Origin of the sequence: Pseudoxanthomonas sp. F37 (assembly GCF_022965755.1) — a bacterium.
In the GTDB taxonomy this organism is placed as follows: domain Bacteria; phylum Pseudomonadota; class Gammaproteobacteria; order Xanthomonadales; family Xanthomonadaceae; genus Pseudoxanthomonas_A.
In genome coordinates this window covers 1,242,411-1,257,453 of record NZ_CP095187.1, presented here as the reverse complement: position 1 = coordinate 1,257,453, position 15,043 = coordinate 1,242,411, and the positions used below count along the sequence as shown (strand labels likewise).

The 15,043-nt window shown below is 68.8% G+C and carries 12 protein-coding genes; 7 read left to right on the top strand and 5 right to left on the bottom strand.

The window, feature by feature from the left end:
- The first annotated feature begins 65 nt into the window (after positions 1 to 65).
- Together MUU77_RS05790 and MUU77_RS05785 are read left to right on the top strand one after the other, a co-directional pair.
- Positions 66 to 1,670 carry a FecR domain-containing protein gene (locus tag MUU77_RS05790; protein WP_245092585.1) on the top strand — a complete coding sequence of 535 codons (1,605 nt, stop codon included), beginning with the start codon at positions 66 to 68 and terminating at the stop codon, positions 1,668 to 1,670.
- Positions 1,667 to 3,376, top strand: a complete 1,710-nt coding sequence (locus tag MUU77_RS05785) for a CHASE2 domain-containing protein (RefSeq protein ID WP_245092583.1) — start codon at positions 1,667 to 1,669, stop codon at positions 3,374 to 3,376. Before MUU77_RS05790 ends, MUU77_RS05785 begins: the two co-directional genes overlap by 4 nt.
- Before the next feature lie 19 nt (positions 3,377 to 3,395).
- On the opposite strand, the gene MUU77_RS05780 is transcribed toward MUU77_RS05785, so the two are convergent.
- Entirely contained in the window at positions 3,396 to 4,769 is a 1,374-nt protein-coding gene (locus MUU77_RS05780) for an MBL fold metallo-hydrolase (RefSeq protein WP_245092581.1), read from the bottom strand.
- Positions 4,770 to 5,021: 252 nt separating this feature from the next.
- Between MUU77_RS05780 and MUU77_RS05775 the strand changes: the two genes are divergently transcribed.
- Positions 5,022 to 7,100: a M13-type metalloendopeptidase gene (locus tag MUU77_RS05775; protein ID WP_245094265.1), complete on the top strand. Its 2,079-nt coding sequence runs from the start codon at positions 5,022 to 5,024 to the stop codon at positions 7,098 to 7,100.
- 204 nt (positions 7,101 to 7,304) lie between these two features.
- Positions 7,305 to 9,326 (top strand): M13 family metallopeptidase, encoded by a 2,022-nt coding sequence (locus MUU77_RS05770; protein WP_245092579.1) that lies wholly within the window; start codon positions 7,305 to 7,307, stop codon positions 9,324 to 9,326.
- A gap of 63 nt (positions 9,327 to 9,389) precedes the next feature.
- Here the strand turns inward: MUU77_RS05770 and MUU77_RS05765 are convergent, their stop codons facing one another.
- Positions 9,390 to 10,034, bottom strand: a complete 645-nt coding sequence (locus MUU77_RS05765; RefSeq protein ID WP_245092577.1) for a rhomboid family intramembrane serine protease — start codon at positions 10,032 to 10,034, stop codon at positions 9,390 to 9,392.
- A gap of 42 nt (positions 10,035 to 10,076) precedes the next feature.
- Complete coding sequence (locus MUU77_RS05760) at positions 10,077 to 10,415, bottom strand: MGMT family protein (protein ID WP_245092575.1); 339 nt, start codon at positions 10,413 to 10,415, stop codon at positions 10,077 to 10,079.
- A 41-nt stretch (positions 10,416 to 10,456) separates the two neighbouring features.
- On the opposite strand from MUU77_RS05760, the gene MUU77_RS05755 reads away from it, so the two are divergent.
- Positions 10,457 to 10,867 carry a hypothetical protein gene (locus MUU77_RS05755; RefSeq protein ID WP_162110233.1) on the top strand — a complete coding sequence of 137 codons (411 nt, stop codon included), beginning with the start codon at positions 10,457 to 10,459 and terminating at the stop codon, positions 10,865 to 10,867.
- Positions 10,868 to 11,005: 138 nt separating this feature from the next.
- On the opposite strand, the gene MUU77_RS05750 is transcribed toward MUU77_RS05755, so the two are convergent.
- Positions 11,006 to 12,127: an inorganic phosphate transporter gene (locus tag MUU77_RS05750; RefSeq protein ID WP_245092573.1), complete on the bottom strand. Its 1,122-nt coding sequence runs from the start codon at positions 12,125 to 12,127 to the stop codon at positions 11,006 to 11,008.
- Between the two features lie 12 nt (positions 12,128 to 12,139).
- Positions 12,140 to 12,766, bottom strand: coding sequence for a DUF47 family protein (locus MUU77_RS05745; protein WP_162110231.1), 627 nt, complete (start codon positions 12,764 to 12,766; stop codon positions 12,140 to 12,142).
- 268 nt (positions 12,767 to 13,034) lie between these two features.
- Between MUU77_RS05745 and MUU77_RS05740 the strand changes: the two genes are divergently transcribed.
- Entirely contained in the window at positions 13,035 to 14,372 is a 1,338-nt protein-coding gene (locus tag MUU77_RS05740) for a hemolysin family protein (RefSeq protein ID WP_245092571.1), read from the top strand.
- Entirely contained in the window at positions 14,344 to 14,994 is a 651-nt protein-coding gene (locus MUU77_RS05735) for an exopolysaccharide biosynthesis protein (RefSeq protein ID WP_245092569.1), read from the top strand. Before MUU77_RS05740 ends, MUU77_RS05735 begins: the two co-directional genes overlap by 29 nt.
- The last annotated feature ends 49 nt before the right edge of the window (positions 14,995 to 15,043 follow it).

Sequence of the window (15,043 nt, the reverse complement as noted above, 5' to 3'; positions counted from 1 at the left end):
CCGCCGGAGCGGCAGGGGGAGTACGGATGCCTTCGATCAAGGGAAAGGCGGGGTGGCGATGGGGCTTGCTGTTCCTCTTGGCCGCCGCGGCGTCAGTGCAGGCACAGGAGTGGGCCTACCGGGTCCGTCCCGGCGATACCCTGTGGGATGTGGCGGGCGCACACCTGAAGCCTTCGATTCCGTGGCAGCGCCTGCAGGACCACAACCGTATCGCCAACCCCTACCAGTTGGCACCGGGTTCCACGCTGCAGATCCCGCTCGCGTGGCTGGATCGCCAGCCGGCCCGCGCCAGGGTGGTGGCCGTCCGCGGCAATGCCACGTCCCGTTCCGCCGCCGGACGGGATGCGCCGGTGACCGCCGGCATGTCGCTGGGCAGCGGTGCCGTGCTGAAGACCTCGCCGGACGCCTCGCTGAGCCTGGAGTTCGCCGATGGCTCGCGCCTGCTCCTGCTCGGCGACAGCGAGCTGCTGCTGGACCGACTGACCCGCTTCGGCCGGTCCGGCATGGCCGACACCCGCCTGCGGCTGCAGCGCGGCCGGATCGGCAACGAAGTGCGCCGCCTGCGCGGCCCCGCGGCCAACTTCGTCGTCGATACGCCCAGCGCGTCCTCCGCGGTGCGCGGCACGCAATTTCGCGTGGAAGCACGCGAGGGCCGCACGCATACGGAAGTCCTTGAGGGCCGCGTGGCGGTGAACGCGCGTAACCAGCGCGGAGCCCTGCTGCGGCACGGCTTTGGCGCGGTCGTTGTGCCGGGTCAGGCGGCCATCGCCGCGGTCGCGCTGCTGCCGGCACCGGACCTGTCGCGCATCGCGCCGCTCACGCAGAGCCCCCGCCCGGAACTGGCGTGGCCGCAGGTCCCGGGCGCGCACGGCTACCGCGTGCAGGTCGGCGAGCACCGCCGCTTCGACAGCGTGCGCGTCGACATGGAGGTCGAGGCGCCCCGCGTCCAGTTGCCGGTACTGGACGCGGGCCACTACGCCATCCGCGTGCGGGCGATCGGCAAGGACGGCCTGGAGGGCCGCGATACCGTGACCGCGCTGCAGGTCGACGACCAGCCAGCGCCGCCCTACTCCATCGCACCGGCCGCCGGCAGCGTGGTGCGCACGCCGGACGTGGTGTTGCGCTGGACCCGAGCACCCGGCGCCGTGGCCTACGACTACGAAATCGCGGGTGCGGCGGGCTTCGCACGGCCCGTGGCGCGCGCACGCGTGCAGGACACCGCCTCCATCGGCCTGCCCGATCCGCTGCCGCCGGGCGACTATGCCTGGCGCATCCGCAGCATCGATGCCAGCGGCAAGGCCGGGCCGTTCGGGGACCCTCTGGCGTTCACCGTGCGGCCGCTGGCCGAGGTGAACGCCATCGACACGGCGGCCCCCACCGACACCCGCGAGGTGACGTTCCGCTGGCAGGCGGGCCAGCCCGGACAGCGCTACCGGTTCCAGATGTCGCGCACGCCGGACTTCCGCAAGACCGAGGTCGACATGCTCGTCGACCGGGCCGAGGCCACGCTGCCCCGGCTGCGCGGCGGCACCTGGTACCTGCGCGCGCAGACCATCGACGTGGACGGCTTCGAAGGGCCGGTGCCGGCACCGCAGCAGATCGACGTGCCCTGCCGCTGGTGCCGCATTGGCGCCGGAGCGGGGGCATTGCTCATACTCTTGTCCCTGTGAGCACCGCCGCGCCCTCGCCCAAGTGGAAGTCCCGCCTGCTGACGGCGGTGGGCGCGGCTGCGCTGGCCATCCTGGTGACGCTGTCGGGCGTGACCGCACCCTTCGACGCCTGGGTGTACGACAGGCTGGTGCTCGGCGCGGCACCGGAGCCCGATCCGCGCATCGTGGTGGTGGACATCGACCAGAAAAGCCTCGCCGAGCTGGGCCGCTGGCCCTGGTCGCGACGCACGCATGCGCAGCTGGTCGACCGGCTGAGGGTGGCCGAGGCCAAGGGCATCGCCTTCAACATCCTCCTGTCGGAACCGGCGCTGTTCGATCCGGAAGGCGACGCCCTGCTCGCCCGCGCGATAGGCCGTAGCGGACGCGTCGTGCTGCCGGTGCTGGCCGAATCGGTCCAGCTCAACGGCCCCAGCGTGGAACTGATGCCGATCCCCGAGTTCGCCGCGTCGGCCGCATCGCTGGGACATGCCGAAATGGTGCTGGACGACGACGGCGTCGCCCGCAGCGTCTACCTGCGTGCCGGTCTGGGCTCGCCGCACTGGCCCGCGCTGGCGCTGGCGCTGCTGCAACTGGAGCAGCCGCCCGGCACGGCCACCGAGCTCCCGGGCCGGCGGCGGGTGAGGACCGAACTGCCCGCCGCCTCGCCGTTCGACTGGGTGCGCGACCATGAAGTGCTGGTCCCGTTCACCTCGCCGCCCAATGCGTTCCGCCATGTGTCCTACACCGATGTGCTGAACCAGCGCATCCCCACCTCGTTGCTGCGTGGCAACTGGGTGGTCGTGGGCGTCAACGCCACGGGCATGGGACCCCTGGCGCGCGCACCGGGGCAACCGCCCACGGCAAGCATGAGTGGCGCCGAGTACCAGGCCAACCTGCTGAACATGCTGCTGAAGGACGCCGCGATCACGCCGATGGCGGAAGGATGGCAGGCGACGCTGGCAGCGGCGGTGGCCGGCTTGCCGCTGCTGCTGTCGCTGCTGCCGGCATTCCGCCGCATCTGGCTGCCCACCGTGGTGACCATGGCCGGCACCCTGCTGTTGTCGGTCGTGCTGCTGCGTTTCGGGCATGTGTGGTTTTCGCCCGTCCCCGCACTGCTGGTACTCGCCTTGGGCGCCTCGCTGTGGATCTACCGCCTGCTGCGGCGGACCCACAAGCAGGCGCAATCGGACGCGCTCACCGGGTTGGCCAACCGGACGCGCTTCGACCAGGCCCTGGACCAGGAGCTGCGCATGGCGCGCCGCAGCGGACAGCCGCTGTCGCTGCTGGTGATGGACATCGACCACTTCAAGCAGTTGAACGACAGCCAGGGCCATGCCGCGGGCGATGCCGCGCTGAAGGCGCTCAGCCGCATCCTGCGCAGCCGCGCGCGGCGGCCGCGCGATCTCGTCGCACGGCTGGGGGGCGACGAATTCGCGGTGCTGCTGCCGGAAACCTCGGCCCAGGCCGCAGCGACCATCGCGACCACCATCCATGTGGATCTGGCCAACCTGGGCCGCAAACCGCACGGCACGAACGCGGGCAGCGCACCGCCCTTCACCGCCAGCATCGGCATCCACACGCACATGACCGGCGACGATGCGGGCCCGGAGGACGTGTTCGACCGCGCCGACGCCGCGCTGTACCGGGCCAAGCAGGCCGGACGCAACCGCAGCGTCAGCCACACCGGCGAACCGTCACCCATCGGGACCTCCGCCACGCGCGCGTGAGCCCTGCGCGCGCAGCGGCTCAGACGTCCAGCGCCATCCCCGGCCGCGCCAGTTCCACCGGCACGCCGTAACGTTCGCCGATCTCGCCCGCGAGCGCTTCGCGTGCCTTGTCCTCGCCATGCACCAGGACCAGCGGGGGAGCGGGCTGGAACTGGCCGTACCACGCCAGCAATCCCTGCTGGTCGGTATGGGCCGAAAGCCCACCCACCGTGTGCCGCTGCGCATTGACGCGGTAGTCGCGGCCGTGGATGCGGACCCACTGCGCGCCATCCACCAGCCGCCTCCCCAGCGTGCCCTCGGCCTGGTAGCCGACGAACACGACGTGCGCATTGCGGCGTCCCAGGTTGTAACGCAGGTGATGCTGGATGCGCCCGCCGTTGGCCATGCCCGAGCCGGCGATGATGATGGCGCCGTTCTCGATCTGGTTGATCGCCATCGACTGCTGGGTCGTCTCGGCCACGTGCAGGTTGGGCAGGCGGAACGGATTGGGCGACTGCGCCCAGACCCGGCGCGCGTCCTCGTCGAACAGGCCATGGTGCCGTCCATAGACGGCCACCACCTTGGCCGCCATCGGGCTGTCCAGGAACACCCGCCAGCGCGCCAGCTTCCACGTTTCCCAGTGCCGGGCGAACCAGTACAGCAGTTCCTGGGTGCGCCCCACCGCGAACGCGGGAATCAGCACGTTGCCCCGGTCGCGCCAGGCATGCTCGAAGATCTCGCCCAGCTCGCGGATGGTGTCCGGGCGGTCGCGATGGTTGCGGTCGCCGTAGGTGGATTCCATCAGCAACAGGTCGGCCTGCTTCACCACGGCCGGATCGCGCAGGATGGGCGTGCCCTTCGGCCCCAGGTCGCCGGAAAACACCAGCTTGCGCCCGTCCGCCCACAGTTCCACGATGGCCGAACCGAGGATATGGCCGGCATCGCGCAGTGCGATGTCCACGCCGGGCAGGATCGTCGTGCGCTGGTCGTACGCCAGCGGCTGCACCTGCCGCAGCGTCGCATGCACATCCTCGGCGGAAAACAGCGGCTGCGCCTTCGGTTCGCCCCGCCGGCGGTAACGGTTGGCGCGCTCGGCCTCGGATTCGGACAGCGAGGCCGTATCCAGCAGCATGATGGGCAGCAGCTCGGCGCTGGCGCCCTGGGTGTAGATGGGGCCGCGATACCCGCGCTTGACCAGCAGGGGCACCCGGCCCACGTGGTCGATGTGGGCATGGCTCAACACCACGGCGTCCAGCGTGGCGGGGTCGAAGGGAAAGGGGTGTTCGTTGCGCGCCTCGGATTCGCGGCTGCCCTGGATCAGGCCGCAGTCCAGCAGGATGCGCCTGCCGGCGGCCTCGACCAGGTGCATGGACCCGGTGACCTCGCCCGCCGCGCCGTGGAAATGGACCTGCATGGCAACTCCCGTTCTTCCGTTTCCGCCAGTATGGCGCCATGGGCCGCGGCTGAGGAAAACGGTGCGTGCGCGGCGAGGGACCCGGCCCGGGGTCCCCGGTTGCCATGCGCCACCCACCATGACCTTCGACACACCTGACCTCCCCCCGACAGGCGTAGAGTCGCCGCACGCCCCCGCCCGGGGGTTCCTTTTTTCCATTGCCCCTGCCCGGGGCCGGAGTAGACCGTGATTGCCCGCAAACCCCAGATCCTGATGCTCTCGCTCGCGGTGGCCGCCGCGCTGGCCGCCTGCGCCAAGAAGGAAGACGCTGCCCCGGCCGCCGACACGGCTGCCAAGGCGCCGGACGCGCTGCAGCTCAAGCTCGACGAGAGCAGCCTGCCGGGCGTGAACCGCTTCCAGATCGGCGACCTGGACACCAGCAAGAACGCGTGCGCGGACTTCGCCGGCTACGCCAACGGCAAATGGCTGGCCGCCAACGCCATTCCCAGCGACCGCACCAGCTGGGGCGCCTTCGAGATGCTGGACGAGCGCTCCACCGCCGTGCAGAAGCAGTTGGCCGAACAGGCCGCCGCGCACCCCGGCGCGACCGGCGTGGAGAAGATCGTCGGCGACCTGTGGGCCACCGGCATGGACGAGGCCAAGGCCAACGCGCAGGGCATCGAACCGATCGCGCCCATGCTGAAGGCGATCGACGGCCTGCAGGACAAGGACGCCATCGTCGCCTACCTCAACCAGTCCGCCGCCAAGGGCCAGGCGTTCCTGTTCGGCTTCGGTGCCGAAGCCGACTTCAACAAGCCCGACACCAACATGGCGTACGCCTTCCAGGGCGGCCTGGGCCTGCCGGACAAGAACTTCTACTTCGACGCCGACAAGAAGAACATCCGCGACGAGTACGTGAAGCACATCGCCAAGGTGCTGGAACTGTCGGGCGTAGCCGCGGCCGATGCGCAGAAGCAGGCCACCGACATCATGGCGTTCGAGACGCGCCTGGCGAAGGTGTCCAAGTCGAACGAGGAAATGTCGCGCGACGTGTCGCTGTACTACAACCCGGTGACGCTGGCCGATGCCGACAAGCTGACCCCCAACTTCTCCTGGACCCGGTTCTTCGAATCGCAGGGCGTGGCGCCGCAGGAGAAGTTCTCGCTGGCCGTGCCCGCCTTCCATCAGGAAGTCAGCAGGATGCTGGGCGACACCGACCCGGCGGCGTGGCGCGCCTATCTGCGCTTCCACACCATCGACGGCGCCTCGCCCTACCTGAGCGACGCCTTCGCCAACGAGAACTTCAATTTCTACGCCAAGACGCTGCGCGGCCAGAAGGAAATCGAACCGCGCTGGAAGCGCGTGCTGTCCACCATCGAGAACCAGAGCGGCGAGGCCTTGGGCCAGATGTACGTGAAGGTCGCCTTCTCGCCGGAGGCCAAGGCCAAGATGGAAGCCCTGGTGGCGAACCTGGGCACGGCGCTGAAGGCGCGCATCCAGAACCTGGCCTGGATGAGCGACCAGACCAAGGCCAAGGCGATGGAGAAGCAGGCCGCCTTCACCACCAAGATCGGCTACCCGGACAAGTGGCGCGACTGGTCCGGCCTGTCCACCGACCGCGACAGCTACATCGGCAATGTGCTGGCCGCGATGGAATTCAACTACAAGTGGAACCTGGGCAAGATCGGCAAGCCCGTGGACAGGACCGAATGGGGCATGCCGCCGCAGATGGTCAATGCGTACTACAACCCGCTGCAGAACGAGATCGTGTTCCCGGCCGCCATCCTGCAACCGCCGTTCTTCGACCCCAACGCCACGGATGAGATGAACTACGGTGGCATCGGCGCGGTGATCGGCCACGAGATGACCCACGGCTACGACGACCAGGGCAGCCGCTTCGGGCCGACCGGCAAGTTCGAGAACTGGTGGAGCGATGCCGATTCCAAGGGCTTCAAGGCGCTGACCGGCAAGCTGGTGGCGCAGTTCGACGGCTACCGCACGGCCGACGGCCAGAAGATCAACGGCAACCACACCCTGGGCGAGAACATCGCCGACCTGGGCGGCCTGGCCACGGCCTACGACGCGATGAAGAAGGCCACCGAGGGCACGCCGGACCCGATGACCGACGGGCTGACCCGCGACCAGCGCTTCTTCCTCAACTGGGCCACGGTGTGGCGCCGCAACTTCACCCCGGAAGAGCTGAAGAACCGCATCGCCACCGACGAACACGCCCCGGCGCAGTTCCGCGCCATCGGTGCGCCGTCCAACCTGCCGACGTTCGCCGCGGCGTTCTCCTGCAAGCCGGGCGACGCGATGGTGCGCACGGGCGACCAGCAGGTCGTGATCTGGTAAGCGCATCCTTGGTGTGACCCGAAAAGGCCCGGCATGTCCGGGCCTTTTCCTTTCCGGCCGGGCCGATGCAGGCCCGGCGGTCCAGTCTGTGACACAGGGCGGATTGGCGACGCCAAATGCAGCGGGATTTGCGCCGCGGCGCGACGGGCCCGGTACGGCGCCCTTGCTAGAATCGCCCGACCCCTGAATCACGGAAACCGCCTGATGTCCCTCCCGCGCACCGCTCTCGGCCGCCCCACCCTGATCGCCTTCGCCCTTGTCATCGCCCTGGGTGCCCCGGATGCCGAAGCGCAGCGCAAGAAGCGCGCGGCGCGTGCCCCCGCCGTCAGCGCGGAGTGCACCGACTTCTACACCGCGACCAATGCGGACTGGCTGAAGAAGAACAGCGTGCCTGCCGATGCCGGTTCCGTCAGCGTGCTGGGCGCCTTCCGCGAACGCACCCTGGAGCAGCAGCGCGCGCTGCTCGACGCCGCGATGAAGACGCCGCAGGGCAACGTACAGAAGCTGCTGGGCGACTTCTGGGCCAGCGGCCTGGACGAAGCCGCCGTCGAGGCCGACGGCTCCAGGCCGATCGCGCCGCTGCTGGACCGCATCAACGCCATCAAGAAGCCCAAGGACGTCGCGCCGGCCATCGCCGCGCTGCACCAGGTGGGCATCCCGGTGGCCTTCAACTTCAGCCCCGACGTGGACCTGCAGGCGCTGGACCGCCACATCGGCTACTTCATGCAGGGTGGCCTGGGCCTGCCCGACCCGGCCTACTACACCCGCACCGATGCCGACACCCGCGAACTGCTCGGCCGTTACCGCGGCTACGTCAAGCAGGTACTGGCGCTGACCGGCACCCCGGCCAACCGGCTGGACGCCGAATCGGCGCTGGTGATCGACCTGGAAACCAAGCTGGCGCAGGTCTCCAAGCCCGTCGTCGAACTGCGCAGCCCGTTCGCGAACTATGCGCCGGTGCCGACCAAGGACCTGGGCAAGCAGTACCGCAACCTGCAACTGGATGCGTTCCTGAAGGCGCAGGGCGTCAGCGACGACACCGTGTCCCTGGCCGACCCGGCCTTGTTCAAGCGCCTGGACGGCCTGGTGGGCAGCCTGAAACCCGACCAGTGGAAGGCCTATCTGCGCTGGCGCGTGGGCGATGCCATGGCGCCGTACCTGGCCAAACCCTTCCGCGACGCCGAGTTCGAGTTCCGCGGTCGCGTGCTGCGAGGCGAAGCCTCGCCGGCGCCGCGCTGGCGCCAGGTGCTGGACGCCATCAACCTGGCCGCCGGGCCGATGCTGGGCAAGGAGTACGCCGCGCGTTACGTGCCGGGCGACCACAAGCGCCGTGCCGAGCAGATCGCCGGCCAGGTGCGCGACGCCCTGGGCCGCGGCATCGAGCGCAGCCCCTGGCTCAGCGATGCCGCCAAGGGCGAAGCCAAGGCCAAGCTGGACAAGCTGAAGATCGAAGTCGGCACGCCCCGCCGCGACCTGGACTACAGCGTGCAGCCGATGGGTCGCGGCAGTTTCGGCGGCAACATGCTGATCGCCTCCACCTGGCGCCATCGCGAGGAGATGAAGCGCATCGGCAAGGGCAACGCCGACCGTCGCTGGGACGTGCTGCCGCAGCAGCCCGCGCTGGCCTACGACCTGGCGCAGAACCGCCTGATCGTCACCGCCGCCGTGCTGCAGGAAGAGATCTTCGATGCGGGCCAGCCGGCGGCCGTGCAGTACGGCGCCTTCGGCGCCCTGGTCGGCCATGAGCTGAGCCGCGGCTTCGACGTGAAGGGCCGCATGGTGGACGCCAAGGGCCAGTTGCGCGACTGGTGGACTCCCGCCGATGTCGCGGCGTGGAATGCGCTGGGCGACAAAGTGGTCGCGCAGTACAACGGCTACGCCTTCCCGGTGCTGAAGAACGTCAAGGTCAACGGCGCGCTGACGCGCGACGAGAACCTGGCCGACCTGGCCGGCGTGGAACTGGCGTGGGATGCCTTCGCCACCGCCGAGCCGCAGGCCAATGCCGCCGCGAAGCAGTCGTTCTACAAGGCCTGGGCCACGCTGTGGGCGCAGAACCTGTCGGAAACCGAAGCCGCGCAACGTGCGGCCGTCGACGTGCATGCCCCGGGCCAGTGGCGCGCCAACGGCCCGCTGACGCAGCAACCGTCCTTCGCGCAGGCCTTCACCTGCAAGGCCGGCCAGCCGATGCAGGCCAACGAGGCCCAGCAGATACGCCTCTGGCGCTGAGTTCCACCCCTGGCGGGGAAAAGCAGAAAGGCGCGGAACTCCGCGCCTTTCTTCATCCGCCGGTCACTTCACGATGCGCATGCGGGGCGGGCCGCGTCGGCCACGCCCGAACGGCGGCTGCCCGCGCCAGTAGCGGATCATCAGCCAGCCGAACACCATGCCGCCCAGGTGCGCGAAATGCGCCACGCCCGGCTGCAGGCCGGTGAAGCCCAGCACCAGGGCGAGCACCGCGTAGAAGATGACCAGCGTGCGCGCCCGGATTTCCATGGGCAGCGGAAACACGATCATGCGCTGGTTGGGGAACAGCATGCCGTAGCCCAGCAACAGGCCGAACACGCCACCCGAGGCGCCGACTGTCGGGTACGGGGGCGCACCGCCGGCCATCATCCACCAGCCCACCGCCAGCTGCAGCAGACCGGCGCCGGCGATGCAGACCAGGAAGAACGTCAGGAAGCGCTTTCCGCCCCAGGTCTGCTCCAGCGGCGAGCCGAACATGTAGAGCGCCAGCATGTTGAACGCCAGATGCCCGATGCCGCCGGTATCGTGCAGGAAGCCGTACGTCAGCAGTTGCCACGGCATGAACCCGTACCCCAGCGGCCATAGCGCGAGCCAGTCCATCAGGGCATTGCCCGAGAGCAGCTGCAGCAGGTAGACGGCGACGTTGGCGATCAGCAGCGCGCGGGTGACGGGAAGCAGTCGGGGAAACATGGCGGTCCTCAGAGCATCTGCCACCATGATACGTGGGTGACGTTAAGACCGGCCGGGTCCCCACAGCGCCTCGTCCAGCGTATCGGTCCTGTGCGGGCGCTTGACCCGCCCGTTCTCCACCTTCACGCCTTCCGCGCGCAGGCGCTGGCTCTGCTCGCGATACGCCCGCGAGCCTTCCGGGAACGCGATGCGTCCATCCGACCGCAATACGCGGTGCCAGGGCAGCCCGGGATCCTCGTTCTGGCTGAGGATGCGCGCCGCCAGCCGGGCGCGACCGGGCAGGCCGGCGCGGTGGGCCACTTCGCCGTAGCCGGCCACCTGCCCGCGCGGGATGGCGCGGATCGCGGCCAGGATGCGGTCTTCGGGAGACTTGGCGCTCATGCCGGATTAGCATAGCGGCATCGGCAACACGGGAGCATGCCATGCACAACTTCGAACAGGTCCGCGGCCACCTGAATTCATCGGGCTACAAGGTCACCATGCACGACCCGTTCGTCGCCTGCGTGGAACTGTCGCTGGGCAACGGCAAGCGGCACCAGGCCATCTTCCTGTCCGAACTGGGCAACGACGACGAGCGCGGTTACCTGCGCGTGAGTACCGTCATCGCACCGATGACCGGCATCGACGCCAAGCGTGCGCTGAAGTTCAACTGGCAGAGCAGCGTGGGCTACCTGGCCATCGGCGAACTCGACGGCGTGCCCTACCTGCAGCTGTGCGAGAACCGTCCCTACGAAAGCCTCAGCCCGGCGGAAGTGGACCGGCTGGTGCTGGAGATCGGCGGCCTGGGCGACAGCATGGAGCGCGCGCTCTCCGCCGAGGGTGATCTGCTATAGGGCGGGAATAGGGAATCGGGAATAGGGAATCGAAGAGCAAGAGCAACCAAGAAAGGGCGCGTCTTCGACGCGCCCTTTCTTGTTTCCACTACCGGTTGCGCGGAGCGCTTGCGATTCCCGATTCCCGATTCCCGGCTTTCAAGCCCAGCCAATGGCTTCCAGCAGACGCAGCAGGCCGTAAGCGATACCGCCGGCGGCGGGGATGGTCAGCACCCAGGCCCACAGGATGCGCTCGATCACGCTGAACTTCAGCGCACGCGGATTCTTGGCGAAACCCACGCCCATGATGGCGGTGGAAATGCTGTGGGTGGTCGACACCGGCATGCCGAAGTGCGCGGCCACGGTGAGGATGGTGGCCGAACTGGTCTCCGCCGCGAAGCCGTTGATGGGGTGCAGCTTCACCATCTTGTGGCCCAGCGTCTTGATGATCTTCCAGCCGCCCATCGCGGTGCCCAGCGCCATCACGATGGCGCAGGTGATGACGATCCACATGGCGATGTCCTGCTCGCCCGCCGCGCCCGGATGCAGGAACGCCAGCCAGCCGGGCAGGTCGTCCAGCGCGCCGCTCGCCTCCGCGCCGAACAGCGTCAGCGCGATGATGCCCATGGTCTTCTGCGCATCGTTGTGGCCGTGGGCGTACCCCATGTAGGCGGCCGACAGGATCTGCGCCTTGCCGAAGAACCGGTTGACGAAGTGCGGGCGCGCCAGCCGGCCCAGCCAGCCGCCCAGGCGCGAGAGCAGCGCGATCAGCCCCCACAGCGCCACCATCACCAGGATGCCCAGCAGGAAGCCCGCGATCGGCGAGGTGATCATGGGCAGCACCACCTTCCACAGGATGCCCTTGTTCTTGGTCCAGTCGCCGACGGCCTCGGACCAGATCAGCGCCGCCCAGTCGTTGTGGGCCGCGGCCAGCGCCGCGCCGCACAGGCCGCCGATCAGCGCATGCGAGGACGACGACGGCAGGCCCTTCCACCAGGTGATCAGGTTCCACGCGATGCCGCCCAGCAGGGCGCACAGGATGACCTGCGAGGTCACCTGCACCACATCGGTATCGACCAGGCCCGAGGCGATGGTCTTGGCCACGGCGGTGCCCATCAGGGCGCCGACCAGGTTCATGCCGGCCGCCAGCACCACCGCCTGGCCCGGCGACAGCACCTTGGTGGCCACGACCGTGGCGATGGAGTTGGCGGTGTCGTGGAAACCGTTGATGAACTCGAAGATCAGCGCGGCCAGGATCACCACCAGCACGAGGGTAAGCATGGTGGAGGTCCGTCAGCTGTTCTTGAGGACGATCTGGTACGCCACCACGCCGGCCTCGCGGCAGCGGTCGATGGCTTTTTCCAGGATCTCGAAGAACTCCTTCAGCAGGAACATCTGCAGGTGGTCCAGGCGGCCGGAATAGATGTCGCGGTACAGCTCCAGCATCAGCCGGTCGGCCTCGTTCTCGATCGCGCGCAGCTTCTCGTTGAGCGAGGTCATGCGGTCGATGTTCATCTTCTTGATCTCGTGGACCATCTCCACGACCACGGACGCCGCCTGCTCCAGCATCGCCGCGCGCGGCGCGAAGTCGATGCCCTCCAGGTGCTGGATGGCCAGCGAGTAGCGGTCGGCGAACTTCTCCACCTGCTTGGGGATCTTGTACAGCGCCGAACCCAGCGCCTCGATGTCCTCGCGCTCGATCGGGGTGATGAAGCTGTCCACCAGCGCCTTGCCGATCTTGTCCGAGGCCGCGCGTTCGCGCAGGCGCGCCAGCTTGAAGGCATCCAGCGCCGGTTGGCGGTCGGTGGCCTTCATCATGGTGTGCAGGGCCTTGGCGCTGTCGTGGGCGGCTTGGGCGGCCTCGTCCAACAGCGTGTAGAACTGCTGGCCGGAGCCGAAGATCGTCTGGAGGGAGAACATCGGGCGGTCCCACCGTCACGGGATGGACGGCTTCAGGGGCGGAATTATGACGGTTTCATGACTCGGGCGGACAGTCCGGCCGCCGGGGCAGGCCTCCGATTAGCCAAACGTCTTGTTCAGCTTCGCGCCTTGTCCACCGGACCGTTTGCTAAACTCGCCCCGCGCCTCCGGGTGCACCCTATGGACGACGACCCTACCTCCCCGCACTGTCCCCCGCGACAGACCCCGCCCGCCCTGCCGGCCCTCCCCGCCCTGAACGGAGGCGCCCGTGCTTGAGCTGATCGTCGTATTCGCCCTGGTCCTGCTGAACGGCTTCTTCGCCATGTCCGAGATGTCGGTCATGACCTCGCGCAAGAGCCGCCTGAAGCAGATGGCGCAGACCAGCCACCGCGCCCAGCGCGCGCTGGACCTGTCCGAGAAGCCCGAGAGCTTCCTGTCCACGGTGCAGATCGGCATCACGCTGATCGGCGTGCTGACGGGCCTGTTCGGTGGCGAAGCCATCGGCATGGCCATCGCCGAACGGCTGCAGGGCCTGTTTCCCTCGCTGGCCGCCAGTTTCACCCTGGTGGGCGAACCCCAGCCCTGGTCGGAGCTGATCGGCAAGACCCTGGCGGTCGCCCTGATCACCTTCATGACGCTGATCTTCGGCGAACTGGTGCCCAAGCGCCTCGCCATTACCGCGCCGGAGACCATTGCGGGCGTCGTCGCGGTGCCGATGGGCTGGCTGGCGAAAGCCGCATTCCCCTTCGTCTGGCTGCTGTCCCACAGCACCCGCCTGGTCCTGCGCATGCTGGGCCTGGGCAAGGACGAGGTCACCACCATCAGCGAAGAGGAAATCCGCATGCTCGTGTCCGAAGGGCACGAGGCCGGCGTGATCGACGCCGACGAGCGCAACATGATGAACCGCGTGCTGCGCCTGGGCGACCGCACCGCCGACAGCCTGATGACGCCGCGCAAGAAGATCACCTGGCTGGACGCCGCGGCGCCCTACGAGGACAACCTGCAGACCATGCACGCGTCGGCGTTCTCGCGCTTCCCCGTATACCGCGGCGACGACCAGGACGTGATCGGCGTGCTGGAGGTGAAGTCGCTGCTGGACCGCTTCGGCGTGGAGAAGCCGGACCTGTTCGTCAAGCTGCGCGAGCCGCTGTTCGTCTCCGAGTCCACCCATGCGATGAAGCTGCTGGAGATCTTCCGCGAGGAGCAGCAGTCGCTGGCGCTGGTGGTGGACGAGTACGGCGAGATCCAGGGCCTGGTGACCCAGAGCGACCTGATGGGCGCGGTGGTCGGCCGCCTGCAGGCGGCCGAGAACACCGAGGATGCGCCGCTGGTGGTGGTGCGCGACGACGGCTCGCTGCTGGTGGACGGCTCGCTGCCCAACGACGACCTGCGCGAACTGCTGGGCGGCGTGGCGCTGCCGGACGACGACGAATACAACACCCTGGCCGGCATGATGATCGAACGCTTCGGCCGCATCCCGCACGTCGGCGAGCGCCTGGACTGGGCGGGCTGGCGCTTCGAAGTGGTCGACCTGGATGGCGCGCGCATCGACAAGCTGCTGCTGCACAGGCTGCCCGATGCCGACGACGAAGACCTCGTCGCCTGACATGACCCGGGAAGACAACCACACCACGACGGTGGCGCTGCTCGATGGCTTCGCCAACGGCGATCCCGACGACGTGCTCCGGCTGGGCGACCTGCTCAAGGACTTCGGCCCCGCCGCCTTCGGCATGCTGCTGTTCCTGGGGGTGCTGCCGGCCTTCATCCCGGTCCCGGGCGTGGGCGGCGCGGTCGGCGGGCCGCTGGTGATCCTGGTGGGCGTGCAGTTGCTGCTGGGAATGCGCAAGCTGTGGCTGCCCGGGTTCCTCGCCCGGCGCGGCCCGCATCGCAGCGCGATGATGCGGTTCCGCCAGCGCATGGCCCCTTGGCTGCGCCGCCTGGAGAAGCTGGTGCGTCCACGCATGACTGCCTTCCTGGACAACCGCATCGCCCTGAGCTTCACCGGCCTGCTGCTGGTCCTGCTGGGCGTGCTGCTGGCGCTGCCCATCCCGTTCACCAACTACGTGTTCGGCTTCCTGCTGCTGCTGTTCGCCTTCGCGTTGCTGGAGCGCGATGGCGCGCTGCTGCTGGTGGCGTGGGTGGCCGGCGGCATCGCCATCGTGGTGTTCGGCTTCCTGTCCGGCAACCTGGTCGAATCGCTGACGCAGCTTTTCGCGCGCTGGTTCTGAGCCGTCGCGCCGGGCGGCGATGTGGATCGGAGTGGGGCTGTGGGAGCGA